Origin of the sequence: Pseudomonas sp. ACN5, from assembly GCF_002303975.1 — a bacterium.
Lineage (GTDB): Bacteria > Pseudomonadota > Gammaproteobacteria > Pseudomonadales > Pseudomonadaceae > Aquipseudomonas > Aquipseudomonas laurylsulfatiphila.
In genome coordinates, this window is record NZ_MRCP01000005.1 from 109,913 (window position 1) to 134,543 (window position 24,631).

General features: G+C 50.7%; 22 protein-coding genes and 2 pseudogenes. 1 reads left to right on the forward strand and 23 read right to left on the reverse strand.

Annotation, left to right across the window (positions count from 1 at the left end):
- Entirely contained in the window at positions 1 to 1,425 is a 1,425-nt protein-coding gene (gene ccoN / locus BSF40_RS11485; protein WP_095965203.1) for a cytochrome-c oxidase, cbb3-type subunit I, read from the reverse strand.
- 95 nt (positions 1,426 to 1,520) lie between these two features.
- Between ccoN and BSF40_RS11490 the strand changes: the two genes are divergently transcribed.
- Positions 1,521 to 2,198 (forward strand): alpha/beta family hydrolase, encoded by a 678-nt coding sequence (locus BSF40_RS11490; RefSeq protein ID WP_095965204.1) that lies wholly within the window; start codon positions 1,521 to 1,523, stop codon positions 2,196 to 2,198.
- 204 nt (positions 2,199 to 2,402) lie between these two features.
- Here the strand turns inward: BSF40_RS11490 and BSF40_RS33500 are convergent.
- The 22 genes and pseudogenes from BSF40_RS33500 to wecB form a co-directional block, all read right to left on the reverse strand.
- A pseudogene (locus BSF40_RS33500) lies at positions 2,403 to 2,525 on the reverse strand (aerotaxis receptor Aer); the annotation flags it as partial.
- 161 nt (positions 2,526 to 2,686) lie between these two features.
- The gene (locus BSF40_RS11495) at positions 2,687 to 4,252 is read right to left on the reverse strand and encodes a PAS domain-containing methyl-accepting chemotaxis protein (protein ID WP_095965205.1); all 1,566 of its coding nucleotides are present in this window, start codon (positions 4,250 to 4,252) and stop codon (positions 2,687 to 2,689) included.
- A gap of 229 nt (positions 4,253 to 4,481) precedes the next feature.
- Positions 4,482 to 4,865: a teicoplanin resistance protein VanZ gene (locus tag BSF40_RS11500; RefSeq protein ID WP_095965206.1), complete on the reverse strand. Its 384-nt coding sequence runs from the start codon at positions 4,863 to 4,865 to the stop codon at positions 4,482 to 4,484.
- The gene (locus BSF40_RS11505) at positions 4,862 to 6,961 is read right to left on the reverse strand and encodes a YjbH domain-containing protein (RefSeq protein ID WP_095965207.1); all 2,100 of its coding nucleotides are present in this window, start codon (positions 6,959 to 6,961) and stop codon (positions 4,862 to 4,864) included. Before BSF40_RS11505 ends, BSF40_RS11500 begins: the two co-directional genes overlap by 4 nt.
- Positions 6,958 to 7,689, reverse strand: a complete 732-nt coding sequence (locus tag BSF40_RS11510) for a capsule biosynthesis GfcC family protein (protein ID WP_256589470.1) — start codon at positions 7,687 to 7,689, stop codon at positions 6,958 to 6,960. The genes BSF40_RS11505 and BSF40_RS11510 overlap by 4 nt, the downstream gene beginning before the upstream one ends.
- 38 nt (positions 7,690 to 7,727) lie before the next feature.
- Entirely contained in the window at positions 7,728 to 8,387 is a 660-nt protein-coding gene (locus tag BSF40_RS11515; protein ID WP_095965209.1) for a YjbF family lipoprotein, read from the reverse strand.
- A 14-nt stretch (positions 8,388 to 8,401) separates the two neighbouring features.
- Positions 8,402 to 9,508, reverse strand: a complete 1,107-nt coding sequence (locus BSF40_RS11520) for a polysaccharide biosynthesis/export family protein (RefSeq protein ID WP_095965210.1) — start codon at positions 9,506 to 9,508, stop codon at positions 8,402 to 8,404.
- A gap of 87 nt (positions 9,509 to 9,595) precedes the next feature.
- Entirely contained in the window at positions 9,596 to 9,895 is a 300-nt protein-coding gene (locus tag BSF40_RS11525) for a hypothetical protein (protein WP_041474924.1), read from the reverse strand.
- Between the two features lie 142 nt (positions 9,896 to 10,037).
- Complete coding sequence (rfbD, locus tag BSF40_RS11530; RefSeq protein WP_095965211.1) at positions 10,038 to 10,928, reverse strand: dTDP-4-dehydrorhamnose reductase; 891 nt, start codon at positions 10,926 to 10,928, stop codon at positions 10,038 to 10,040.
- Between the two features lie 2 nt (positions 10,929 to 10,930).
- On the reverse strand, positions 10,931 to 11,473 hold the full coding sequence (gene rfbC / locus BSF40_RS11535) for a dTDP-4-dehydrorhamnose 3,5-epimerase (RefSeq protein ID WP_095965212.1): 543 nt from the start codon (positions 11,471 to 11,473) through the stop codon (positions 10,931 to 10,933).
- Complete coding sequence (gene rfbA, locus BSF40_RS11540) at positions 11,473 to 12,348, reverse strand: glucose-1-phosphate thymidylyltransferase RfbA (RefSeq protein ID WP_095965213.1); 876 nt, start codon at positions 12,346 to 12,348, stop codon at positions 11,473 to 11,475. The genes rfbC and rfbA overlap by 1 nt, the downstream gene beginning before the upstream one ends.
- 71 nt (positions 12,349 to 12,419) lie before the next feature.
- The gene (gene rfbB / locus BSF40_RS11545; protein WP_095965214.1) at positions 12,420 to 13,490 is read right to left on the reverse strand and encodes a dTDP-glucose 4,6-dehydratase; all 1,071 of its coding nucleotides are present in this window, start codon (positions 13,488 to 13,490) and stop codon (positions 12,420 to 12,422) included.
- A gap of 435 nt (positions 13,491 to 13,925) precedes the next feature.
- The gene (locus tag BSF40_RS11550) at positions 13,926 to 14,675 is read right to left on the reverse strand and encodes a WecB/TagA/CpsF family glycosyltransferase (RefSeq protein ID WP_256589471.1); all 750 of its coding nucleotides are present in this window, start codon (positions 14,673 to 14,675) and stop codon (positions 13,926 to 13,928) included.
- A 37-nt stretch (positions 14,676 to 14,712) separates the two neighbouring features.
- Positions 14,713 to 15,633, reverse strand: coding sequence for a glycosyltransferase family 2 protein (locus BSF40_RS11555; RefSeq protein ID WP_095965215.1), 921 nt, complete (start codon positions 15,631 to 15,633; stop codon positions 14,713 to 14,715).
- Complete coding sequence (locus BSF40_RS31825) at positions 15,630 to 16,868, reverse strand: hypothetical protein (protein WP_141249732.1); 1,239 nt, start codon at positions 16,866 to 16,868, stop codon at positions 15,630 to 15,632. Before BSF40_RS31825 ends, BSF40_RS11555 begins: the two co-directional genes overlap by 4 nt.
- The gene (locus BSF40_RS11565; protein WP_095965217.1) at positions 16,856 to 18,061 is read right to left on the reverse strand and encodes a Coenzyme F420 hydrogenase/dehydrogenase, beta subunit C-terminal domain; all 1,206 of its coding nucleotides are present in this window, start codon (positions 18,059 to 18,061) and stop codon (positions 16,856 to 16,858) included. The genes BSF40_RS31825 and BSF40_RS11565 overlap by 13 nt, the downstream gene beginning before the upstream one ends.
- Positions 18,058 to 19,227, reverse strand: coding sequence for a polysaccharide pyruvyl transferase family protein (locus BSF40_RS11570; protein WP_095965218.1), 1,170 nt, complete (start codon positions 19,225 to 19,227; stop codon positions 18,058 to 18,060). Before BSF40_RS11570 ends, BSF40_RS11565 begins: the two co-directional genes overlap by 4 nt.
- Complete coding sequence (locus BSF40_RS11575) at positions 19,220 to 19,810, reverse strand: CatB-related O-acetyltransferase (RefSeq protein ID WP_095965219.1); 591 nt, start codon at positions 19,808 to 19,810, stop codon at positions 19,220 to 19,222. The genes BSF40_RS11570 and BSF40_RS11575 overlap by 8 nt, the downstream gene beginning before the upstream one ends.
- A complete protein-coding gene (locus tag BSF40_RS11580; protein ID WP_095965220.1) occupies positions 19,800 to 20,993 on the reverse strand; it encodes a lipopolysaccharide biosynthesis protein in 1,194 nt (397 codons plus the stop codon). The genes BSF40_RS11575 and BSF40_RS11580 overlap by 11 nt, the downstream gene beginning before the upstream one ends.
- A gap of 209 nt (positions 20,994 to 21,202) precedes the next feature.
- Positions 21,203 to 22,072 (reverse strand): annotated as a pseudogene (locus BSF40_RS33020) (IS5 family transposase).
- Positions 22,073 to 22,121: 49 nt separating this feature from the next.
- On the reverse strand, positions 22,122 to 23,387 hold the full coding sequence (gene wecC / locus BSF40_RS11590; protein ID WP_095965222.1) for a UDP-N-acetyl-D-mannosamine dehydrogenase: 1,266 nt from the start codon (positions 23,385 to 23,387) through the stop codon (positions 22,122 to 22,124).
- A gap of 67 nt (positions 23,388 to 23,454) precedes the next feature.
- Positions 23,455 to 24,588, reverse strand: coding sequence for a non-hydrolyzing UDP-N-acetylglucosamine 2-epimerase (gene wecB, locus BSF40_RS11595; RefSeq protein ID WP_095965223.1), 1,134 nt, complete (start codon positions 24,586 to 24,588; stop codon positions 23,455 to 23,457).
- Positions 24,589 to 24,631 lie beyond the last annotated feature (43 nt).

Sequence of the window (24,631 nt, forward strand, 5' to 3'; positions counted from 1 at the left end):
TCAGGCCATCTGCGCGGCAGCGGCGACTTCGGCAGGCTGCGAGGCCCGCACGGTGCGCCAGGTGTTGTAGGCCATCAGGAACATGCCGCTGAGGAAGATCGCGCCGCCCACCAGCCGCACGACGAAGCCTGGGTGGCTGGCCACCAGGGTCTCGACGAAGGAGTAGGTCAGCGTGCCGTCCTCGTTCACCGCACGCCACATCAGGCCCTGGGCGATGCCGTTGACCCACATCGAGGCGATGTACAGCACGGTGCCGATGGTGGCGAGCCAGAAGTGCGCGTTGATCAGGCCGATGCTGTGCATCTGCTCGCGTCCGAAGACTTTCGGGATCATGTGGTACAGCGCGCCGATGGAAATCATCGCCACCCAGCCGAGCGCGCCGGCGTGTACGTGGCCGATGGTCCAGTCGGTGTAGTGGGAGAGGGCGTTGACCGTCTTGATCGCCATCATCGGCCCTTCGAAGGTCGACATGCCGTAGAACGCCAGGGACACCACGAGGAAGCGCAGGATCGGGTCGCTGCGCAACTTATGCCAGGCGCCCGACAGGGTCATCATGCCGTTGATCATGCCGCCCCAGCTCGGCGCGAGCAGGATCAGCGACATCACCATGCCCAGCGACTGCGCCCAGTCCGGCAGCGCGGTGTAGTGCAGGTGGTGGGGACCTGCCCAGATGTACAGGGTGATCAGCGCCCAGAAGTGCACGATCGACAAGCGATAGGAATACACCGGGCGCTCGGCCTGTTTCGGCACGAAGTAATACATCATGCCGAGGAAACCGGCGGTGAGGAAAAAGCCCACGGCGTTGTGTCCGTACCACCATTGCACCATCGCGTCGGTGGCACCGGAGTACAGCGAGTAGGACTTGGTGAAGCTGACCGGCAGTTCCATGTTGTTGACGATGTGCAGGATCGCCACGGTGATGATGAACGCACCGAAGAACCAGTTACCGACATAGATGTGCTTGGTCTTGCGCTGCATGATCGTGCCGAAGAACACGATGGCGTAGGCGACCCAGACAATGGTGATCAGGATGTCGATCGGCCATTCCAGCTCGGCGTATTCCTTGGAACTGGTGTAGCCCAGCGGCAGGCTGATGGCCGCCAGCAGGATCACAAGCTGCCAGCCCCAGAAGCAGAACGCGGCGATTTTCGGTGCAAACAGTTGCGTCTGGCTGGTGCGTTGCACCGAATAGAACGAACTGGCGAACAGCGCACAACCGCCGAAGGCGAAGATCACCGCGTTGGTGTGCAGCGGGCGCAAGCGGCCGAAGCTGGTCCAGGGCAAATTGAAGTTGAGTTCGGGCCAGACCAACTGGGCAGCGAGAAAAACCCCGAGCCCCATGCCGACGATGCCCCACACCACCGTCATAATGGCGAATTGGCGGACCACCTTGTAGTTGTAGGCGGTACTGATAGAAGTGTTCATGGTTCCCCATCCACGGTTCAGCCGAAGTGAGCGCACTCGCGCAAGGCAGCGCACCCTTCGGCCGGAGTTATAGGCAGACTAAAAGCGAGGCAAGCATGGACAAAGGGCACAAGGCCGGTATTGACGGGGATCAATGGGCGCAGTGCGTGCGGGATCATGGATGGTTGTGGAATGCCGCGGCCGGCAAGGCAGCGGCGACGCTGATCCTCGCCCACGGCGCCGGCGCACCGATGGACAGCGACTGGATGAGCGACATGGCTGCACGCCTCGCCGCACAAGGCGTCAACGTGTTGCGCTTCGAGTTTCCCTACATGGCGCTGCGGCGCCTCGACGGCGGCAAGCGCCCACCGAATCCGGCGCCGAAACTGCTCGAATGCTGGCGTGAGGTGTATGCCCAGGTGCGACGCCATGTCACTGGGCCGCTGGCCATCGGCGGCAAGTCCATGGGTGGGCGCATGGCCAGTTTGCTGGCCGATGAGTTGGGGGCGGATGGGCTGGTGTGCCTGGGGTATCCGTTTTATGCGGTGGGCAAGCCGGAGAAGCCACGGGTCGAGCATCTGGCCGGGCTGAAGACTAGAACCTTGATCGTGCAAGGCGAGCGCGATGCGTTGGGCAACCGGGAGGCGGTCGAAGGGTATTCGCTATCGCCGGTTATCGAGGTGTTCTGGCTGGCGGCGGGGGATCATGATTTGAAGCCGTTGAAGGCTTCGGGCTTTAGCCATGAGCAGCATTTGGCGGCTGCGGCTGAGAGGGTGGCTTCATTCCTTCAGTGAAAGGTGTGGTGTTGCAAATGGCCTCTTCGCGGGCAAGCCCGCTCCCACAGTGATCTGTGGTGTGGCTTGATCGTGTGATCAATGCAAAACCCTGTGGGAGCGGGCTTGCCCGCGAAGGCGCTCGCACAGGCAACATACTTTTCAAATTGATAATAAAAAACCCGGAAGCTCTCACTGTCCGGGTTTTTATCATTCCAGCAACAATCAGCGATTAAACCGCTCCACCAACGAATACTGGGTGTTCGCAGTCTTGGTCAGCTCTTCACTCAACAACGCCGAGTTCTGCGCCTGTTCCTAGGTCTGGTCCGCCAGCTCCGAGATGTTACTCCCACAGTGATCTGTGGTGTGGCTTGATCGTGTGATCAATGCAAAACCCTGTGGGAGCGGGCTTGCCCGCGAAGGCGGCCGCACAGGCAACATACTTTTCAAATTGATAATAAAAAACCCGGAAGCTCTCACTGTCCGGGTTTTTATCATTCCAGCAACAATCAGCGGTTAAACCGCTCCACCAACGAATACTGGGTGTTCGCAGTCTTGGTCAGCTCTTCACTCAACAAAGCCGAGTTCTGTGCCTGTTCCGAGGTCTGGTCCGCGAGCTCCGAGATGTTGCTGATGTTGCGGCTGATTTCTTCGGCCACGGCACTTTGCTCTTCGGTCGCGGCGGCGATCTGGGTGGTCATGTCGGTGATGTTGGCCACCGCCTCACTGATTCCCACCAGTGCCTGGTCCGCTTCCAGCACCCGCGCCACGCCTTCTTCAGCCTGACGATGCCCGGCTTCCATGGTTTGCACCGCAGTACCGGCGGTTTGCTGGAGCTTGGCGATCAGCGCATGAATCTGCCCGGTGGACTCGCTGGTGCGTTGCGCCAGCTGACGGACTTCGTCGGCCACCACCGCAAAACCACGACCCATCTCACCGGCACGGGCCGCTTCGATGGCGGCGTTCAGGGCCAGCAGGTTGGTCTGGTCGGCGATGCCTTTGATCACGTCGACCACGCCACCGATTTCGTTACTGTCCTTGGCCAACTGGGTCACGGTGACGCCGGTTTCACCCACCACCACCGACAGGCGCTGGATGGCTTCGCGGGTTTCCCCGGCGATGTCACGACCGCGACCGGTCAGCCGATTGGCTTCCTGGGTGGCATCGGCGGTGCGTTGTACGTGGCTGGCGACTTCCTGGGTGGTCGCGGCCATCTGGTTGACCGCCGTGGCCACTTGCTCGGTCTCGACCCGTTGACGTTCCAGGCCGTTGGAGCTGTTGTGCGCCAGGGCATCGGACTGCCTGGCCTGATCGGTCAAGTGCTCGGCCGTATCCTGCAGTCGCGTCAGACAGGTTTTCAAGCGGGCTTCCTGGCTGAGGATGGACATCTCCAGCCGCGCCTGGGCGCCGCGACTGTCGGTGTACATCTGTGCGATCAACGGATCGGAGGTGGTCTGCTCGGCCAGGCGCAGCAAACGCTTGAGACCGCGCTGTTGCCACTGCAGACCCATCAAGCCCAGTGGCACCGAGAGACCGGCGGCCAGGGCAAAACCCCAATGGGAGTTCAGCGATGCACCGATCATGAAGCTCAACTGGCTGACCAGAATGAACGGCAGCCAGTCCTGCAGGATCGGCAACCATTTATCCGAAGAGGGAATGGCTGACTTGCCCTGATTGATGCGTTGGTAGAGCGCTTCGGCACGGCGGATCTGTTCGGCGGTGGGCTTGACCCGCACCGACTCGAAACCGGTCACCTGATTGCCTTCGAAGATCGGTGTCACATAGGCGTTCACCCAGTAGTGATCACCGCTCTTGCAGCGATTCTTGACGATGCCCATCCATGGCAAGCCTTGTTTCAGCGTGCCCCACATGTGGGCGAACACCGCGGCCGGGACGTCGGGGTGACGGACCAGGTTGTGCGGTGCACGGATCAGCTCCTCTCGGGAGAACCCGCTGATTTCGACAAAGGCGTCGTTGCAGTAGGTGATCATGCCCTTGGCATCGGTGGTGGAAATCAACCGTTGCTGAGCGGGAAAGGTCCGTTCGCGTTGTGTAATAGGCTGGTTGTTACGCATGGCGTTTTCAATCCGTGAGGCTTTGACAGGGTGTCGGCGGGGGAGGGGATTTGTTGAGTTTATTTTTCAACAGCCGATGTCGCGCCAAGGGATGTACACAAAACCCCTGTGGGAGCGGGCTTGCTCGCGAAGGCGTAGTGTCAGACTACATCGAGTCAACTGAACGAACACCGTCGTAGCACCGCCCGGAGCAAGCCCGCTCCTACAGTAGGTCGGGTCGGCTGTCGCTTCACGACGCCAGCGCGGACGCCTTTTTGAGCTTCGTATACCGATACCCGCGCCACGCCAGAATCACCAGCATGCCGCACGTCACGCCGGTGGCATTGGCCACCATATCGCCCCATGACGCACTGCGCAGCGGCATTAAGCTCTGCTCCAGCTCAATCACCATCGAACCCAGCAACGGCCAGAACAACAACCAGATCAATCGCGTGCCGGGGAACGCCAGCCAGGCACTAATCGTCAGGCAGGCAAAACCTGCCCAGTGATGCAGCTTGTCCTGGTTCTCGAACACCTGAGGCACCGGCTCACCGCGCATTCCGGCGAAAACCAGCACCAGCAAGATCACGAAAAACGCGAGCTTGGGCAGGGCACGCAGGATTCGCTGCTTCATTCGGTGACCTTGTAGAAGTTGTTGTGGAACAGGTCGATGTTGCGACGCTCCGTCAGGGAATACAGCGAGTAGCTGCGCGCCAGTGCGGCACCACCGTCACGGGTCAGCGGCGACCACGCCAGGGTGGCACGGCGGGTGGTGGAACTGACCATCAATTCGTCGAACGGAATCGAGAAGTAGATACCTTTGCCGAAGCTACCTTCGCCGTACTCTTCCTTGGTCGCGTTGGTCACCGTCACCCAGCCACCGAAACGCACGCCATTGTTGAATTCACGGGACAGGTCCAGGGTAACCCCGTAGTCCTTGGCCAGATAACGCCCAACGCTGACCGCACCGAGAATGTCCTGGAAGGCACTGCGATAGTAAAGCGTGGCATTACCGGTGATGGTGTCGTAGTCACGCAGACCAAAGCCCTGATCGAAATCACGCTGCTTGACCCAGTTCATGTCCACACCCACGGCCCAGCGTTCGCCCATCGGACGATACAGCGCTTCGCCACCGACACCGGCGAACATCGACTCCAGATAACCGCCATACAGCATGCCGTAAAGGTCCTCATCCAGCTGTTTGACCTTGTTCATCTGGAAGGTCGGCATGGTGACTTCCGAAGTCGTCATGTACTGGCGCAGGTCGGTACGTACACGCGGCAAGCCGCTAGGTGCGTCGTACTTGAACTTGTCGAAGTTGTTCGCCAGGTTCGCGCTCAGGGTACCGCTCCACCACAGGTCAGGCTTGAAGCGATACTCGCCGTTCAAGTCCGCACTGAACTGGTACAACAGGAACCCGTCGGGGCCGCCGACGTTTTGCTTGTAGCCCAGGCCCAAGCCATAGCTGAGCGGGTCAGGCTTTTGCTCGAACAGGGTCTTTTCGTGATGCGGTACCGGGACGTTCATCTCGGTGACCCGACGCAGGTCTTCCAGCGGACGATCCTCTTGCACCACTTCGCGGAAGGTATCCCGCGGCAAGCTGACTTCCTCGACCGGCAAGCTGTAGCGCGTGTCGACCATGGTGAACCAGTCGATTTCGTCGTTGACGCTGTTGTCCAGAATGCGCGAAGCGCGGCCGACCGCTTTCGGCGTATGGAAATAACGGCCTTGCTCGCCATAAACAATGACTTCGGAATCCCGCTGGGTAATGCGCGAAACCGTGTAGCCCGCGTTGTTTTTCAGGCGCTTGGCGACACCGGCCCACTGCACATCCTGCGGCGCGACCATGGGTTTGGTGTCGGACACAGGTTCAGGCTTGGGGTCGAAGCTCTTGGTCGGCGCCTTGCGGGTGGCGAAGTTGGTGTGCATGGTGATGCCGAACATCGCGGTGTTGCCGCGTTCCCAGGCAGCGTGCAGATCGATCCAGTCGTTGGCTTTGAAGACTAAGCCGAGGTTGATTGGCGAGTCCTGGACCTGGTTGTTGTTCAGGGGTTCGTGCTGGTAGTCGTTACCTTCATATTCCAGCTTGAGCGACAGCGGGTCCCAAGGGGTTTGATAGGTCATGCCACCGAAGAAGGAAGGTGATCCTCGGAAGTAGCTGTCTCCATTGAAGCTACCAGAGGTTTCTACCAGCCCCGTCGAATCAGGACGGGAGTCGAACTTGTCATCAATCCAACCCAATGGATTGTCCATGTCACCACGGTTGCCGATGTAACCCCAGGCGAGACCAAGGCTGAGATCGAAGTTGCCGAAACGTTTGTTCCCTACGAAGTACTCGCTGGAGAACAGGCCGGTACCACCGATGTCTCGCGCACCCAGTGCAACCTCGGGCATCCAGTGGGTTTCTTCGAGCAGGCGCACTTTGGCGTCGATAGCCTTGTCCTTATAGCTCTGGTCGCCACTCAATTCTTCTGAACCGTAATCGCGGTTAGAGATAGCGGTGTACCGAAACGACCCCTCCAACCAATCGAAAGGCTGAAACGACACGCTGTAACGACTGTAAGGGTCGGTACGGTTAGCGTTCAAAGACAACTCACCCGCAGGCGCCATACGCGCAGTAGGCGTTTGCAGCAGCCCCACGCCACCGAAGTCATTCTGGGTATAACGCGGCTCTGCCACCGCCCACGTGCTGCAACCCAGCAGCAAGCAAGGGATCAAGTGATACTTCATGGCTTCACCTCCAGCAATGGCTGGGTGGCAATGAAGGCAGCCAGTTCGGTATTCAGATCAGGCGTGGGATCGCCTTGTTTGCTGTTGTGCACCGGCACATAAATGCGTGCGCCTGGGGCCGGTGGTACGGATGTGGTTTCGTTCCAGAGCGCCACGCCGTCTTTGAATACCCGTCCGTCAGGCTGAATCACGAAGAGCCAGTCGGCGTCAGCGTCTGGATCGAGCGGGCAAGCCTTGAGATAGTCGATAGCTGCTTGCAACGGCTGGAACGGCAATTCGCACTCAGCCAGCACCGCGCCTACGACCCGCACCGTGGTTGGGCGAGGCGGGTAAAGCAGCACATCGCCGTCACTCAGAACGCGGTTATTGATGCGGTCCAGTTCAACCTGCACCGGGTCAAGTTGGGCGACCTTGCGCCCGGTCACCGGCATGGCCTGCACCTTTTCGCGCAGACGCGCGGCAAGCGTTGCCAACCCTGCCTGATCGCCCGCCAGTGCATTACTGTGCAAGGTCGACAGATCGAAAAGAACACCCACCTTCAGACGCTCTTGCGCATCACGCAGAGGGGTATGCAGCCAGGCTGCGCCGAGCAGATAAGCCTTGGGGCTTACCTGAGCCTCCAGCAGCACGTCATGCAGGCGCGTGCCGTCCACAATCGAGTAACGCCCGGGCTTGGCGGCATCACCCTGCAGCGTGACCAGCGAGTCGGCATTTACGGCAAAAGTCATGAGCAGGCTGCAGCAAAGCAGCCAGGAAGAGCGAAAAATCATTGCACTACCGGCTTATTCGGGCGCACTTGAACAATGCGTAGGGGCAATTCGGGGGTGAGGTGTTGCTCGCTGGCCATGATGAAACCGTCGGCCGGATCGACCCAATATCGGTTCTGCGCGGTGAAGCCCAGGCCGTCCATTGAGATCTCTTCGTCCACGCGCAATAACTCGACGTCGCGGTCGAGGATGTGCACGGTCTCCAGGCCCTTCCTGTTGAAAACGCTGGTCACGCTGACCCCCATTCGATAGCCGTCGGTAAAGTCCACCTGACGTCGGGTTTGCAAGCCATCGGGGATGCGGTGCAGTCCGGTCTTGAACGGGGACATGCCTTCAAAACGGGTGCCATCCAGATTGTCGTTGAAGCCGACACTGCGAATGGCCAGGCCGTCTTCAAGCATCAGGATCTGGCGGGTCGAAGCCATCCAGAAGCCGACACCATCCTGCAGACGCACCAGTGCCATCACGGCTTCACCCGTAGGGGCCGCAATGGTGATCTGGTAGTAAGGCGTTGCATCAACTTGCTGGCGGGTCAGCTCCAAGGGCTCAGGCCCTTCGAACGCGGCCTTCAGCGTGTCCATGGACGCGGTCATCAACGGATTGCAGGCGCTCACCAGCAAGGAGGCCACCCCCAGGGTGGCCAGTCGCAGAAATTTCACAAGAATTCCAAATCTTAGTTTTCGCTGCCCATGTCATCTTGAATAGCAACACCCGTACGCAGCAGGTTGGCTGTTGGGAAGACCTGGCTGATAAAGCGGTTCCAGCGGGTGACATCGGCCGGGCCGACGTAAACCACATCCTGCGGCTTCAGCTTGAACTGCTGGGCAAGGGCAAACGCAGACGGCGACTTCAAGTCGATCTGGAACACCTTGACGGGTTCGTCTGCCAGATTCTCAACTCCACGGATTACATAAACCTCTTTGCCGCTGGAGGTTTCCTGACGCAGGCCGCCAACACTGCCAAGGGCATCGGTGAGATTCATGTTGCTGCCCTTGAAAATAAGCGGACGAGCTGTAGTGACTTCACCTAACAGATAGATTTTTTTCTGGTCGTTATAGGGCAGGTGGAGCTGATCGCCGTCTTTCAGGTAGAGATGGTGCAGGTTCGAGTTCTTGCGATTGAGCGCGTCGAGATCGATCAGGTATTCACGGCCGTCGCGCTTGAGCACCAGTCCGGAAATATCGGCAGTGCCGGTTTGAACTGAACCTTGGCCAATAGCGTCCAGCAGGTTCAAAGGCGCGTTGGTGATCGGCAACTGGCCAGTTTTACCAAAGGCCCCCGAGAGAATCACTTTCTGACTGACAAAACGCAGGATGCTGACATCCACCTGGGGCTCGGCAACAACCTTGGACAGGCGCGAGGCAATGATCGAACGCAGTTCGTCAATGGTTTTGCCGGCCGCTTCGATGGTACCTACATAGGGATAGAAGAGCGTGCCATCCGGGCGAATCAGGCGTCCGTTTGCTTCAATTTGCTGCTGTGTACCGGACGGAGCAGTCAACTCGGGGTGATCCCAAACGGTGATGTAGATCAGGTCGCCGGCACCAATGCGGTATTCGGTTGGCTGATAACGCAGCAGCTCCGGGGCTACCACGTTGGAGTGGTCTGCCGCCGCTTCAATAGCGACCAGCTTCGGTGTAATCGGTACCAGCTCAATGCGGCTGCTTTCCGGTGAACCTTCACGTACCAGGTTGCCCGTGTCCATGTGCTGACCAGGGGAGAAAATGCAGCCTTGCAGGGTCAGGCCAACCAGCATGGCCAAGGGAAGCGCGCGATTCATTGTAGAAATTGCTCGAAGAGAATAGGCAAAACAAAACCTCCCAGCAGGGCTGGGAGGTTAGCGTATCGAACTTTAAGCGGGGGGCTGTTACCGAGTAGTACCAGTAGTGCCGGTAGTACCGGTGGTGCCGGTAGTACCTGGGGTACCGTCGTTACCGCCGCCGCCACCGCTGTTGGAAGCAGCAACGCCAGCAGCGATTACGCCAGCACCGATTGCCAGACCAGTACCAACGGTTACACCGCCAGCGATTGGAGTGGACAGGGATAGGCCGGAGTTTGCACCAGGGGTTTTAGCAGCGGTGCCAGGGGCTTTTGCTGGGGCGGTTTCAGCAGCCATCAATGGCAGGCTGATGGAGGTAGCGAGGGCGATTGCCAGTAGTTTTTTCATGTTCTTGCTCCTTGAAAGGATAATCCTTTGGGGTTATTGGGTTAAGGGTATTTCAGTAGGTGTCTGAAATGCAAGTTAGAGCTGTTTAAATGAAGGCTTTTTTCCGCTTTATTTATGCAGTTACATGAGTGAAGCATGTTTCTCAAGCGACTTCCGATTGCGCCAATTCATTTATGACAGCGGAAAGCTCCAGGCGCCAGTCCGGTTGCGAAATACCTAGCTGTTCCCGCAATTTCGAGCAATCCATTACAGACCAAACTGGCCGCTTCGCCGGCGTAGGATACTCAGCCGAATCGATGCCCCGTACCTGCGGCATTTTGGTTATTAATCCATGCTGATGCCCTTGGCGGAAAATCTCCAGGGCAAATTCATGCCAGGTACAGGCCGGGGTACCGCTGAAGTGATAGGTGCCCCAGTGTAGCGAACCCAAATCACGGTACTGCATTGCCAGTGTCCACAAAGCGCGGGCGATGCTCGCAGCTGAAGTCGGGCAACCCTGCTGATCGGCCACGACGCCCAACTGATCCCGCTCACGACCCAGTCGCAGCATGGTCTTGACGAAGTTATTGCCTTGGGCTGCGAACACCCAGCTGGTACGCAGGATCATGTAGCGACTGCATTTTGCAGCCAACTCCAACTCCCCCCCCAGCTTGCTCGCTCCGTACACCCCGGTAGGACCTGTAGCTTCACACTCCCGATAAGGTTCGCGGGCATCACCGGCAAACACATAATCGGTGGATATATGCAGCAGTGGGATACTCAGTCGTTCGGCGGCAACTGCGAGTTGGGCGACACCATCGCGGTTAACCGCCCAGGCACGCTCCATTTCGCTCTCGGCCTTGTCTACTGCTGTGTAGGCTGCAGCATTGATGATCAGCTGTGGCTGTATCTCGGCAACCAACACGGCCACCCGCTCGGCATCGCTGATATCAAGTTCTGCCGATCCCATTCCAACGGTTTCAAAACCTTGTGGGGCCAAGCGCATCAGTTCGTGGCCAAGCTGACCATGGGCACCCGTAATCAATACGCGCATGCTCAATCCTCATTGCCCAGCAGTTGGCGCAGTGTGGGGTTGCACTGATCCTTGCCTGAAAGATTCGGGTTTTCGATAGGCCAGGGAATATTGACTTCAGGGTCATTCCAGATGAGCCCGCCCTCGTCTTCGGGATAGTACAGGTCGGTGCACTTGTACTGAAAATCCGCAACCTCGCTGAGCACGCAGAAACCATGAGCGTAGCCCGGTGGTATCCAGAGCTGACGATGATTTTCATCGTTCAACTCGACGCCAACGAACTGACCACAGGTCGGTGAGTCGGGGTTGATATCCACCGCCACGTCATAGACTGAGCCACGACTGACGCTGACCAACTTGCCTTGCGGGCGGGTACGCTGAAAGTGTAAACCGCGCAGCACACCGCGCTGCGAGCGTGAGTGATTATCCTGCACGAAGGGCAACTCAATACCCAACTCGTGATAACGCTCAGTTTGAAAGCTTTCGAGAAAGAAGCCGCGCTGATCGCCAAACACCTTCGGCTCGATGATCAAGACGCCCGCCAACGCTGTTTCAATGACCTTCACTACGCAAGCTCCTGCACCAGCAGGCCCTGCAGATATTTTCCGTATCCGGTCTTGCTCAGCGCCTCGGCTTGGATAGCCAACTGTTCGGCTGGCAGCCAGCCCTGATGATAGGCAATCTCTTCCAGACAGGCGACTTTCAAGCCCTGTCGCGCCTCAACGGTGTGAACGAAGTGACTGGCTTCCATTAGTGAGTCATGGGTGCCTGTATCCAGCCACGCAAAACCACGCCCTAACAAACTCACATGCAAATCACCACGCTGCAGGTAAGCATTGTTTACATCGGTGATTTCCAGTTCGCCACGAACAGAGGGCTTTACCTGCTTGGCAATTTCCACCACCGAGTTGTCGTAAAAATACAAGCCGGTGACTGCATAGTTGGATTTCGGCGCCTTGGGCTTTTCCTCGATGGAAATCGCCTTGTTACCCGCATCAAACTCCACGACCCCGAAACGCTCCGGATCACTGACGTGATAGCCGAACACGGTCGCACCGGTTCCACGACTGGCCGCCTCGTGGAGCATCGCGCTGAAGCCGTGGCCATAAAAGATGTTGTCGCCGAGGATCAAGCATACGTTGCTGTCACCAATAAAGGCTTCACCGATCAAAAAGGCTTGGGCCAACCCGTCTGGTGACGGCTGTTCGGCATAGCTGAGTTCAATACCAAACTCCGAACCATCACCCAGCAACTTGCGAAAGTTCGGTAAATCTTCAGGAGTAGAGATGATCAGCACTTCGCGGATACCTGCGAGCATCAGCACCGATAACGGGTAATAGATCATCGGCTTGTCGTAAACCGGCAGCAGTTGTTTGGATACGCCACGGGTGATGGGGTGCAGGCGGGTACCGGAGCCACCGGCCAGGATGATGCCTTTCATATTAATGTCCTTTAAAAAATCTGAATTAAATCTGAATCTAGGAACGCCACCCCAGATGCCTAAATGTTGAGCTAAAGATCACTACCCAAGCGGCCCAATTGATAATCCCCACTCAACACGCGCTGCCACCACTGGCGATTATCCAGATACCACTGCACGGTCTTGCGCAGACCGGTCTCAAATGTTTCCTGCGGCACCCAGCCCAATTCACGCTCGATTTTCGATGCGTCGATTGCATAGCGCCGATCATGCCCCGGCCGATCCTTCACGAAAGTGATCAACTCCTTGTAGGAGCGAGCTTGCTCGCGATCCGCCTTTAGCGGCACCAATTCATCCAGCAACTCGCAAATGGCCTCGACCACCTCCAGGTTGCGCTTCTCGTTATGCCCACCAATATTATAGGTTTCACCTACTATGCCTTTGCTCACCACCTCGACCAGCGCCCGAGCATGGTCTTCCACATACAACCAGTCGCGAATCTGCGAGCCATCGCCATACACCGGCAACGGCTTGCCCGCCAAGGCGTTAAGGATTACGTGCGGCACCAGCTTTTCCGGGAAGTGGTACGGCCCGTAGTTGTTCGAGCAGTTGGTGACCAGTACTGGCAGCCCATAGGTACGCTGCCAAGCGCGGACTAGATGATCCGAACTGGCTTTGGAGGCGGAATAGGGCGAACTCGGAGCGTAGGGCGTGGTTTCGGTGAACAGGTCATCCGTACCCTCCAAGTCTCCATACACCTCATCGGTGGAAATATGGTGGAAGCGGAACGCACTCTTCTCCGTAACGGGCAAACCACTCCAATAGCGGCGGCTCGCTTCCAGCAAGCTGTAAGTACCGACGATATTGGTCTGGATGAAGTCAGACGGCCCGTCGATGGAGCGATCCACATGGGACTCGGCCGCTAGATGCATCACTGTCATTGGCTGAAACTCGGTAAACACCCTATCGAGTGCAGCGCCGTTACAGATATCCACCTGATAGAAGCGATAGCGCAGGGAAGCGGCAGCCGAACCCAGCGACTCCAGGTTGCCAGCATAAGTAAGTTTATCGAGGTTGGCGACCTCTAGGGAAGTGTTTTCAATCAGGTGGCGAACTACAGCCGAGCCGATAAAGCCAGCACCGCCGGTAACAAGAACTCGCATTAGTGTTTCTCCGCGTAGGGGGCTATTCCAATATATCCGCTCTATGAACCCCACATTTCAAGCGGATAACGAACGGCAATCCGCTTGAAATGTGGGGGGCATGGAGCGGATACGGGTAAGCAGAAGGGTGGCAATCACTTGTAGAATATCGATTTTAAGTGGGCTGGCGCTGATCATGTTTGATTGTGCCAGTTGCATCGCAGAAAAACTCATTCACAGCTACTGGCTTGTAGATGGGGGATATATTTTCTAACCGCAAATATCTTGCTACCAGATGGCCTCAACTAAGGATGTTAGTGATAGATGGCGTAATTGCTGCAATGTGGAAATTAATGATTTTTGTTGGTTGAAATGAAAAATAGTACCCTTCATCTAGTCAGAGAATGCGAAATTATATTTGGATTTACGCTTTCTAGTCTTTCCATCGAAGAGAATTCAAATGGAGATTTTGAGTTTTGCTTTAAGTAACAACCATGCAAATTTACTATTGGTAATAAAATAGCGTTTCCACATGCGTTTAGGTTCTTGAATTACCCGATAAAACCATTCTAAACCGCAGTCTTGCATCCACTTTGGAGCTCGTTTTACTTTGCCAGCTACTACGTCAAAGGTTCCGCCGACACCCATAACGAAATTTACACCCAGCTGATCCTGCCAGCGGTTGATAAAGTTTTCTTTTTTAGGTGATGTGATAGCCACAAACAAAAGCTGAGCGCCTGATGCACGAATTTTTTCGACAATTGCAGCCTCATCGTCCCAGAAATAGCCGTGGTGGTGCCCGGCAACTTTTAAGTGAGGGTACATTTCTTTTATTTTCTGAGCCGTGGTTGAAATGACTTCGCTACTTGCGCCTAGTAAAAAAACTGAGAACGCATTTGTCATACTCATCGCGAGCAGTTCGTGGAACAGATCTACGCCTGCTACTCGGTTTGGTACGGAATAACCTAGAAATCTTGCGCCAAAGACTACACCCATGCCATCTATGTTAATGATGTCACATGAACGAACTGATTCGTCAAGCTTGGCGTCGGTGCGCATGTTTACCAGTTTGGCAACATTGACTACAACATGTTGCGTGAATTGACCAGAGGCAACAGCGGCGCGAATGTGTTGGACCGTACATTCCATGCTCGCTATATCCATAGGACAACCCAGTAGCTCAATTCTTTGCATGGTTGAAGTCATATATTACTCCTCGTCTAGAGGTTTGATTTATAGAAAGTTAGCGAGCACCGGAATTTCTTAATAGGCCGTCCTTTATACCTATTAGTATGGCGACTCGCTCTTTAAGTGTTTTTGCTGTGATGGCTGAGTGCAGTATTAATGCAATACTCGCCGCAATTGATGCGCCGAAACCAAAATGGTCACGCTCGAATAAGATGTTTGCTCGACTGATGTAATAATAGTATTTGGACCTATCCTTTGAGAAAGATGCAGATTTCTTATGCGTGATCATGCTGTTTGAGGCTATTCCTATATTCCAGCCATCTGCCTTAGCTCTGAATTGCCAATCTTTCTCTTCCGCATACATAAAGTAATCTTCTTTCAAATATCCTGTTGACCGTAAAACTTCTACGTCAATTAAAAGAGACGCTCCGCTTAAGTAGGTGTTTTTTGTTGGGAGAACTATATTCGTACCTTGGAGCTTAGATGTCGGGTCGCCTGCTCCAATTAATCGGCTTTTTCCTGTGAAAGGATAATGTTTGCCAGCTCCTACACTTTCAAGCAATTCTGGCGTTAAAGCATTTATTACGATGGATGAACAAAAACCGTAACGATTGGATGATGCTTCACTTATCAAATTGAATAAGCAGTCTGGTTTAGGGGTTGCGTCACTATTCAGGAGCCAAAAGTAATCATAACCGCTGTCGACATATTGGCGAAGCGCTAAGTTTACACCACCAGCAAAACCAAGATTTGCGTCTGAGTCAATAAAATAGAGCTTATCAATGGATCCGAAATCAGCAGATTGGCTGGTTTTTCTGAACCCCGCAATGGCATGTTTTGAAGAGTCTGTTGAGCCATTGTCAACGATAACAAGATCCAGTTTTACCTTCTCTTGAAGTGCGAGACTTTTTATTGCATTGGACGTATCAGACCACCCGTTCCAATTAACTATTATGCACAAGCATTTTTTATTCATGTGTTCAAGCTCCTATATTCTTTGCGGGTTCTGTGTGCTATGCATAAAGCCAATATCAACGTAAGTGTAGAACCAGCGTATTCAATTTTTCCATTAAAAAAACCGAAAACTAAAAAGCTAATAAGCGTTATTTTTATACCGCTTTTGAGTTCGGAATTTTCCATGTTTTTGTAGGCGGTATAGAAAGTTGTGATAAAAATTGCAATAAAAATTGGAAAAATCCAACCGTGTCTAAAAAGCGTTCCGAAGAGCGATACATCGGACAGATAAAAGTTTTGACCGTAAAAACGATGAAAGCCTTCATTCCACTGGAGGGAAAGAGCGCCCCAACCAAAAAAATAAGAACTTTTAAGGTTGCTCAATATTATACTTACAGTGTTATATCTAACCTGGCTTTCGATCGGTGAAGATGACTGAGCAACGATAAAGTCGAAATTCGGTATTAGTGAATCGATACCTATAATGGGAATTACCATCAGAGCTAAAGCAGCAATTACACTCAGCAGGCCTAATGTTCTGTGCTTCAATTTCGAAGCTAGAACGGATAGCCCCCCCGCGAACAAAAACATTAACAGATTTGTCCTACCTTGGTCGATCAGTAGTACATAGAGTAGCGCTGCGACTATATATGCAATATGAGCTTTTACCAATCGACCATATGAAATACATGTTGCTAGAGATATACAATAAATAAAGAAAACTTGGTTGGTATTTATTGGGAATCTTGTTGCATAGCGCGGATCATTATTTCCATAACTCCGCTCTTCTACTGAATATGAAGGTCGAGCGTTCTCGGGTATGATTCCAAGTGCATATAAACTAGATATCGTAAGTATCGAGAATCCGACCATTAGAAGCGCTTTGTCAATTTTCAAAGGCGTGCGCATCAGTAATGCTAACAGCGGGAAAAAAGATAAATAACTGAATAATCGTCTCTCTTCAAGTATCCCATATAAAATAGGCTGACCATACATAATCCAAGCATGCGCAGATGGAGATAACACTCCGATTAACACTATGGCTAAAACCTGAATTTCAACCTTTTTGAACGGTTTTCCCGATAATAGTTTTTTCGTAAAGTGAATAATCGTAATTGTTGTAATTGTAAATAGGAATATTTCCCTAAAGTAGGTTATCCCTGATCTCTTCCAACCTGTTAGAAATAAGATTTCTGAGTTCAATAATAATAAAAATAACAACATCAGTTTGTTTTTTTGAATTGTTAGAGACGCCATTGACGTTTCACCATTCCAGCAAAAGCTTTAATATTTGTTAATAAACCTGCTGCAAAAATTATCTTAGAAACTCCAGTGCCTAATATTTTAGGAGGCGATTTCATGAGAAATTTTAGAGCTAATATCCTGGATACCAATGTTGTGCGACGGTAAAATTGAGAAGGTTGAGCATATTGAATATTGGAGCTTTCATAGGGAGCCCAAGAAATTTTATCGTCGGCAATCATCCCATTTAAGAAAGCACTAGCTTTATTTGTTCTGCTAATGACTAAACTAAAACCTTCGTTTTCTGAAAAAGAGGGGTATCCGGAATCATCCATATCCCACGCATCTGCACATACAAGATCAGCATCTAAGCCAATTCCGTCCGGGCATATTTTACAACGTGGGTGAATGTCGCGACCTAATGTATTGCCCCATGCCTCCTTATAAGTTGTGGATGCCTGCCTTCCTGTGTTACTAGTTATTATAGTATTGCCAGGACAACCATTCCCTCTGTAGATAATAGAGCTTACGTCTTCTGGAGGGATTCCAATCTTCGAGGAAAGTTTTTTGTTTGCGCTAATGCTGGGTAATCCTGCGCAGAAGAAAGAAATAAAAACAAAATTATTCTCATCCAGATGCTTTGCACTTCTAACCATTCGTCGAGCTGCTGAAATCTCGCATGGTTTAGCTACAACTGCCCATTTTTTAGTGCTCTCAGATTCCAGTAATTCATTTATCCGAAGCAGTGTTGGACTAGCAGTATATTTAGAGCCCACTGATTTTTTTATTTCATCATCGCTGTTGGAAATTCCAGGAGTGAAAGTAAAAGGTCCTTCATCTGGCGATTTTAAATGATATACAGAATCCACGATGCCTTTAGCTAACAAGTAAGCTGATATTTCAGTTATGACTCCTCCGGAGCTACCTGCTAACCGTGTGTTAGAGGAAGTCGAATAAGCCTTTCCGATTTTCTTTATTCTACCCCACATGTAATCTTCTTTATTTTCGGGTGCTAGACTTATATCTATATTGCTACCTGGGCAAAATTCTGAAATGAAAGCTTCTGCGTTGTGCGGCAAGTTTTCTAATAATGAAGGCTCTAAAAATCCGTGACTATTTTCTGAAAAATTAATTTGGGCTGGAGAAATCGATTTGCAAAGGCCGCAACCTATGCAATGGTTGTCTTCAATAATTTTTTTGAGTGTCATTGGAGTATTTGCTCAAGCTTGGCTTTATAGCGTTCTAATCTTTTAGTGGCAATTTCTGCTGAGGATTCTGCATCTCTTTTCAATATGTCAATATTTTCTAGTTTGCCCAAAATTTCTGCGATGATCTCATCAGTATTTCGGGTCTTTAGATCAATTGTATGCTTGTATTCGAGCCCGCTGAAGAGTGATGCAAATTTCATGCTGTAAGCTAGAGGGATCACTGGAGTGGCTGAGCTTAACGCAGCAATCGTTGCGTGCATTCGAGATCCGATAAACAGATGAAGACTCGAAATAAAGTTTTTCGCCTCGATCGGATTTTTAAATGATGGAGCTATATCGATGCTAAGTTCCTTAACGAGACTTCTTGAGTATGACGTATCATCTTCCATTCCGCCCATCGAGCTACTAATAACATGTGGTACGAGTACTATTGTATATCCATCATTTTTTAAACGTACAATCAATTTTTTCAAAGTGGTAAGGTAGTCACATTTTAGATTGAATTGATTTTTACCATTATATCCTCCTCTTGCAAGAAGGCCTGAAATATTGATTCCTATGATTTTTGTTGATTCGCCGTTAGGTTGCTTTTGAAAAGGAAGGCAAAATGCAACATCAGTAGTTTCAAAGAAGTTTCCGTGAGGTGACGCGTTTTTTAAAAATTGCGTAGAAACAGGGTCGCGGCTAAAACTATAGAAACACTTACTAATTATATAGTCGCTAATTTTTCTGACAACATTGTTCGAAAATGGACCTATTGTTTGCGGGGCAAGTATTAGTTTACTGTTGCGGATTGCTAAATATTTATAGAAAACTTGATTTAAAAATCTCTTGTAACCATAAATATCACTAAAGCTATCTCCTGCGCTAATATCAACTACATATTTATATTCTGAAAATGTTCTAATGAGTTTTCGTGGTGACTTCATTATCTGTTGAGGAATATTTCTCATAGAGACGTGGTGGTATGTGATTTTAGACTTTGCTAACTCCTGGAGCTTCTCTAGGCCATCTTTCTCTTTGTCGAGGTGATCGCAATATAAATGAATCTCAACGCCTTCCTTAATCGCACCTTGAATCAACAAAACATTGCTCATAGCAAGCGCAGAGCATCCAAGGTTTCCGGAATTTGGGTTATGCCAAAGAAACGCAACTTTTTCAGACATTATCAAAGAACTCTGTCGGTTTAAAAAACTTGTTTGGGGATGTTTTCAATTCGTTCTTTAGATCCTTTTCGTCGAGCAACCACCATCTGCTCTGTTCGATCTCATTAATTATTTTATCTGGAAAGCGCTGACCTATTTGCTTAGCCGGAATTCCGGCCATTATTGCATATGGTGGTATATTTGAGGTAACTATAGCGCCAGCGGCAACGATGGCACCGCGACCGATTTTCGTCACTCCTGCTAAAATAGTCGAGTTGTGACCAAGCCAAACGTCGTCTTCAATTATCAATTGAGTTCTAGTAATCGTCGTTTGATCAAGAAAACCTGTGTCTGGGTTATAAAAAAAAGGATGCAAACTCAAATAATGTTTCGGGTGATTTGCATTGAATATATATGCCGTCTGAGCGAAGCTGCAGTACCTACCTATCTTGGTGTTCTTGGGGATTCTTTTTTTGTCAAAACAGCCGTAACTATACATTCCAACGTCGACGGAGTGGATTTTTTTAAATAATACCCTTAAAAACTTGCTGCGTATTTCATTGTTTATAATTTTTTTTGCTAAGTTGAATATTCTATTTTTCATTGGTCTTTTTGTATAAGCCTAATATGGTTAAAGATACTAAAAGGTCTAGTAGTAGTATGCTAAGTGCGCTGGGGAATATTTTCGCGATAATGATTGTTAGTCCGGTTGCTAATATGCCTAGCGTAAAAGATATTTTAGCTTTGGCTTTTGCTTTACCTTCTATGATTAGTACTGTTCCGTAAGTGGCGCTTATAAATTTCGAGATTATTATAGCTATTAGTAAAGGGGTGTATAGTGATGTTTCTTTAGTTATTCCAATATTTGAATAAATCAACTCTATTGGAAGGGTGCATAATAAGGCCACAGGGAGTATAAGTAATTTAATATTATTTTTTTTGTATCGTTCTAAGTTGTTTTTATATGCTTGCGTATTATGGCTTCTTCCCAGGATAGGCATAAATTTTTGGGTGGAAATCACCAGTAGTGTGCTAAGACCCTGCAAAATCCTTTGAATCAATTGGTACTGTCCAACAAGGATTGGGGGAAGAAGTGAGGAAATAATCATCATCTGAATCGCGGGTGGTGCATTAATAGACAAAGCATCGATCCCGTAAGAAAACGGGCCGGTATGGGGGATGTTTTCGTTTATTTTGTTATTGCTTTTAGGCGTGATTTTAAATGTGTATAGACCCAAGATTGCTGTTGTAAGTGTTCGGGATGCGGCTAGAAATAGTGCGAAATATTCATGCTTATAATTGATCAATACATAAGTTGCGATTGTTATAATCAAAAGACTAGAAAAGCAAGCGTAAACAGCCTCGGTCTTTATTTTTTTTTGCGCGCGCAGACTGCTCATGAAAATTTCAGAAATTGCACTCATACTAAAAAAAATAGAAAGATATACCAATGTTTTTATTTCAAATTTTATCAGTGTTGCACTAACTATTAGAAATATAACGCCCACGGGTATGAGTATGGTCTTAAGCGTTAACGCGGATTTAATGTGTTCCTTCGCTCTTGTCGGGTCAGTTGATGTGTCCCTTATAATTTTTGTTTGAGCTCCGAAGTCGACGATTTGACTACAGAACATTGCAAATGCGGCATGTATGGTAAATATTCCAAACTCATGCGGTCCCAAAATTTTTGCAGCAATAAAAAAGATTACTGTAGATAGCAGAAGCCTAGAACTTACACTTAGCGGCGTAGCCAAGTGTTCAAGTGTTCTATTTATTAAATTTGTCATATTGTATTCTTTTAAGAGCGCCAGCTTTTTCTAACTGTAAATTGATTTGGGGTAGGTCTAAAGTGCCCACACACGTTTGACGTCCTCGCTCTTTGAGTCTCGAAAATTTCAACGTCGGTCGAAAAAAATAGACATTTCTCACTTTTAGTTTACGGCTTCTCCTCCGGTCGCAGTATTTCAGGGCGACCAGCCCTTATCCCAGACATACATCATCCGCATTCAGTAACCATTCTCGCATCACTCTCAGTTTCGGCTATGCAAAACATCAAGGCTTGTTGCGCAATATTTTCGACAAGCCCCGAAAGCGCGATTTCGGTATAGCCACTCTGGCTTTTGATTACCTAAAATCATGTTCAACATTGGCCCGAACTTTTACGTATTCGATTTTTGCATTGCATGCGATCGACCAATCCTTTTTCACGTGTTTTTTATAGGCGCTGTGACGCGCAACAATTGACCAGATTATCTGGCGATCCTAATACCCTGAGCGTTTGTCTACGCCGGTATATCCAGCGTCATCACACATGTAAACTTCCTCGCCGTGCAGCAATTGAGCGATTTTGGTGTCGTCCACTATATTCGCCGCCGTCCCCTCCGGACAGTCCACCAAACCTGATTCAGTGTCGACGCCAATGTGTACTTTCATCCCGAAGAAATATTGAATTTCTTTCTTCGTTTGATACATTTCGGGATCGCGTTTGTCCTCGAGCTCGGGGCATGAACGATCGTTGCATCGACTGTTGTGGCTTGGTGCACGTCAAGCCGTGGTCGCCTAGATGGCCATTTTTGACCTGCAAAACTCCGACCGCCATCTCGTGCTTATCCAGGTACGGGCTGAAATTCAGGATTGTGGTCTCATCGGGAATCCAATCCAAATTCAACCCCGCGAGCTGGCCCAGAATCGTTGTTTCATACATCGATTCTTCCATCGCCGTATCAATGTAGTCGAACCAGTTCTGCATCAGATTAACTCGCAATATAGCCAACAACAGATAGCCGAACGGCTACCGCTCCCCTATGGGTAATATGCTTCGATCGAGATGGATCAGAAAGCGCTCACGGTGGTTGTGTTGTTTGATGTTTTTTAACTGCGCAAAAGTTGCATGATGTGGTGTTAGCGATTCGGTATTATGTCCAGATTCCTCGAGTGTCGATTACTTTTTTTGTACAAATAGTTTTTTTGTTAAGGGATTTGAACTCTTTATGATCTACAAGCAAAACAACTATATCAGTTTCTAATAGCGCTTTTTCGAGGCTAAATAGTTCTAATCTGTGCAGCAGGTTCTCCGGTAAATTGTCAATGTTAGGTTCTACCGCTACCGTTCGACCAGGATGATTCATTGTAATGTTCTTGGTAATCGCCGCAGCTGGACTTTCTCGTAGATCATCAATGTCTGGCTTAAATGCCAAGCCAAAACACGCTATTGTTACTTCTTTTGCTGTTTTTTCTGGGTTGGCTTGCAAAAATTCAGCTACAGCAACTTTTACCTTCTCAATTACCCAGTCTGGCTTACTGTCATTAACTTCCCGGGCTGTGCGAATCAATTGTGCTTGTTTGGGGGTTTTGCTAACAATAAACCAAGGGTCGACAGCAATGCAGTGACCACCAACACCAGGGCCTGGTTGTAGAATATTAACGCGTGGGTGACGGTTCGCTAAGCGGATCAGTTCCCATACATTAATGCCTAACTCGTCGCAAATCATGGAGAGCTCGTTGGCGAAGGCGATATTTACATCGCGAAAGCTGTTCTCGGTGAGTTTGCACATTTCCGCCGTGCGTGCATTAGTAACTATGCATTCGCCTTGTACGAAAACTTTATAAAGACTAATTGCTAATTCGGAACATTTTGGTGTCATGCCACCGATAACGCGATCGTTTTGTACTAACTCACGCAGTACATGGCCGGGCAAAACGCGTTCTGGGCAGTGGGCAATGCGTATATCGGAGTTTTCACCATGAGTCTGAGGGAAAGTAAGATCCGGTCGAGCATAAGCAAGCCAGGCTGCCATCTGCTCCGTGGCTCCAACTGGAGATGTGGATTCGAGAATGACTAAGTCACCTTTTTTGAGTACGGGTGCGATGCTTTTGCTTGCAGACTCTATGTATGTTAAGTCCGGCACATGGTCGCCCATGAATGGTGTCGGCACTGCAATTAGGAATGCATCGGCTGGTTCCGGTTGGGTGGTGGCGCGCAAGTAACCTTCAGTAACCGCAGCATGCACAACCATGTCCAAGTCAGGCTCAACGATGTGAATCTGTCCGCGATTGATAATGTCTACCGCGTTTTGATTAACGTCGACTCCGATCACTTGTTTTTTGCGTGAAGCAAAGACTGCAGCTGTGGGCAAACCGATATAGCCGAGACCAATAACAGAGATGGTTGCGAAAGGCATGAAACGTCCTTGATTAATATTTAATGAATTCATTGTTTATTGGATCACAATCGTGCTGATCGGTGGCTTACTTGTTAGAAGCGTGATGGCCGAGCAGCGTTTCAAGAATGCGCTGACAAGCGTTGCCATCACCATAGGGATTATGGGCAACGCTCATGGTACGGTAAGCAACTGGGTCAGACAGTAATCGGTTTAATTCCCCAACGATGTTGGCAGTTTCGGTACCTACTAATTTTACTGTGCCAGCGGCGACCGCTTCCGGTCGTTCTGTCGTATCGCGCATTACCAACACCGGTTTGCCCAGTGATGGTGCTTCCTCCTGAATACCACCCGAGTCGGTCAAGATTATGTGCGAACGGCTCATCATGTAGACAAAGGGGAGGTAGTCCAGAGGTTCAATCAAATGGACATTACTGATGCCAGTCAGCAGACGATTGACAGGCTCGCGAACATTGGGATTGAGGTGCACTGGGTAGACGATATCAACCTCTGGATGCTCCTGGGCAACCTCCATCAGCGCCTGACAAATTCGCTCAAACCCGTCTCCGAAACTTTCTCGACGATGGCCGGTAACGAGGATTAACTTTCTGCCAGGATTAAGAAATGCGCTGGGTGCTGCTGCTGTGTTGTTGAGTGCCTGGTCCTGATCGAGACGCCCGATTACGCCGAGTAACGCATCGATCACGGTGTTGCCTGTGACGACGATGGTCTCAGGGTTGACTCCTTCACGCAGCAGATTGGCTTGCGAGGTTTCAGTTGGCGCAAAGTGCAGATTAGCCAGTGCGCCGGTCAGCTTGCGGTTGCCTTCTTCAGGCCATGGCGAGTAAAGGTTGCCGGTACGCAAGCCTGCTTCAACGTGTGCCACAGGAATTTGATGGTAGTAGGCCGCAAGACTGGCCGCGAAGGTGGTCGCGGTGTCTCCGTGCACTAAAACGACATCCGGTTTGAAGTCCGAAAATACGTTCTTCAAGCCTTGCATAATAGCAGTGCTGACGTCCGTCAAATCTTGGCCCTGCTTCATGATGTTCAGATCGAAATCTGGCTGTATGGCAAATAGGTCAAGCACCTGGTCGAGCATTTCGCGGTGTTGGCCTGTAACGCAGACCTTTGCATCGAAGCGCTCGTCAGACGCAAGTGCAAGAACCAGAGGGGCCATCTTGATAGCTTCGGGGCGAGTGCCAAAGACGCAGAGGGTTTTCATTGGATACGGGCCATTTATGGGGGGGGGCGTTTGAGTCAAGTGT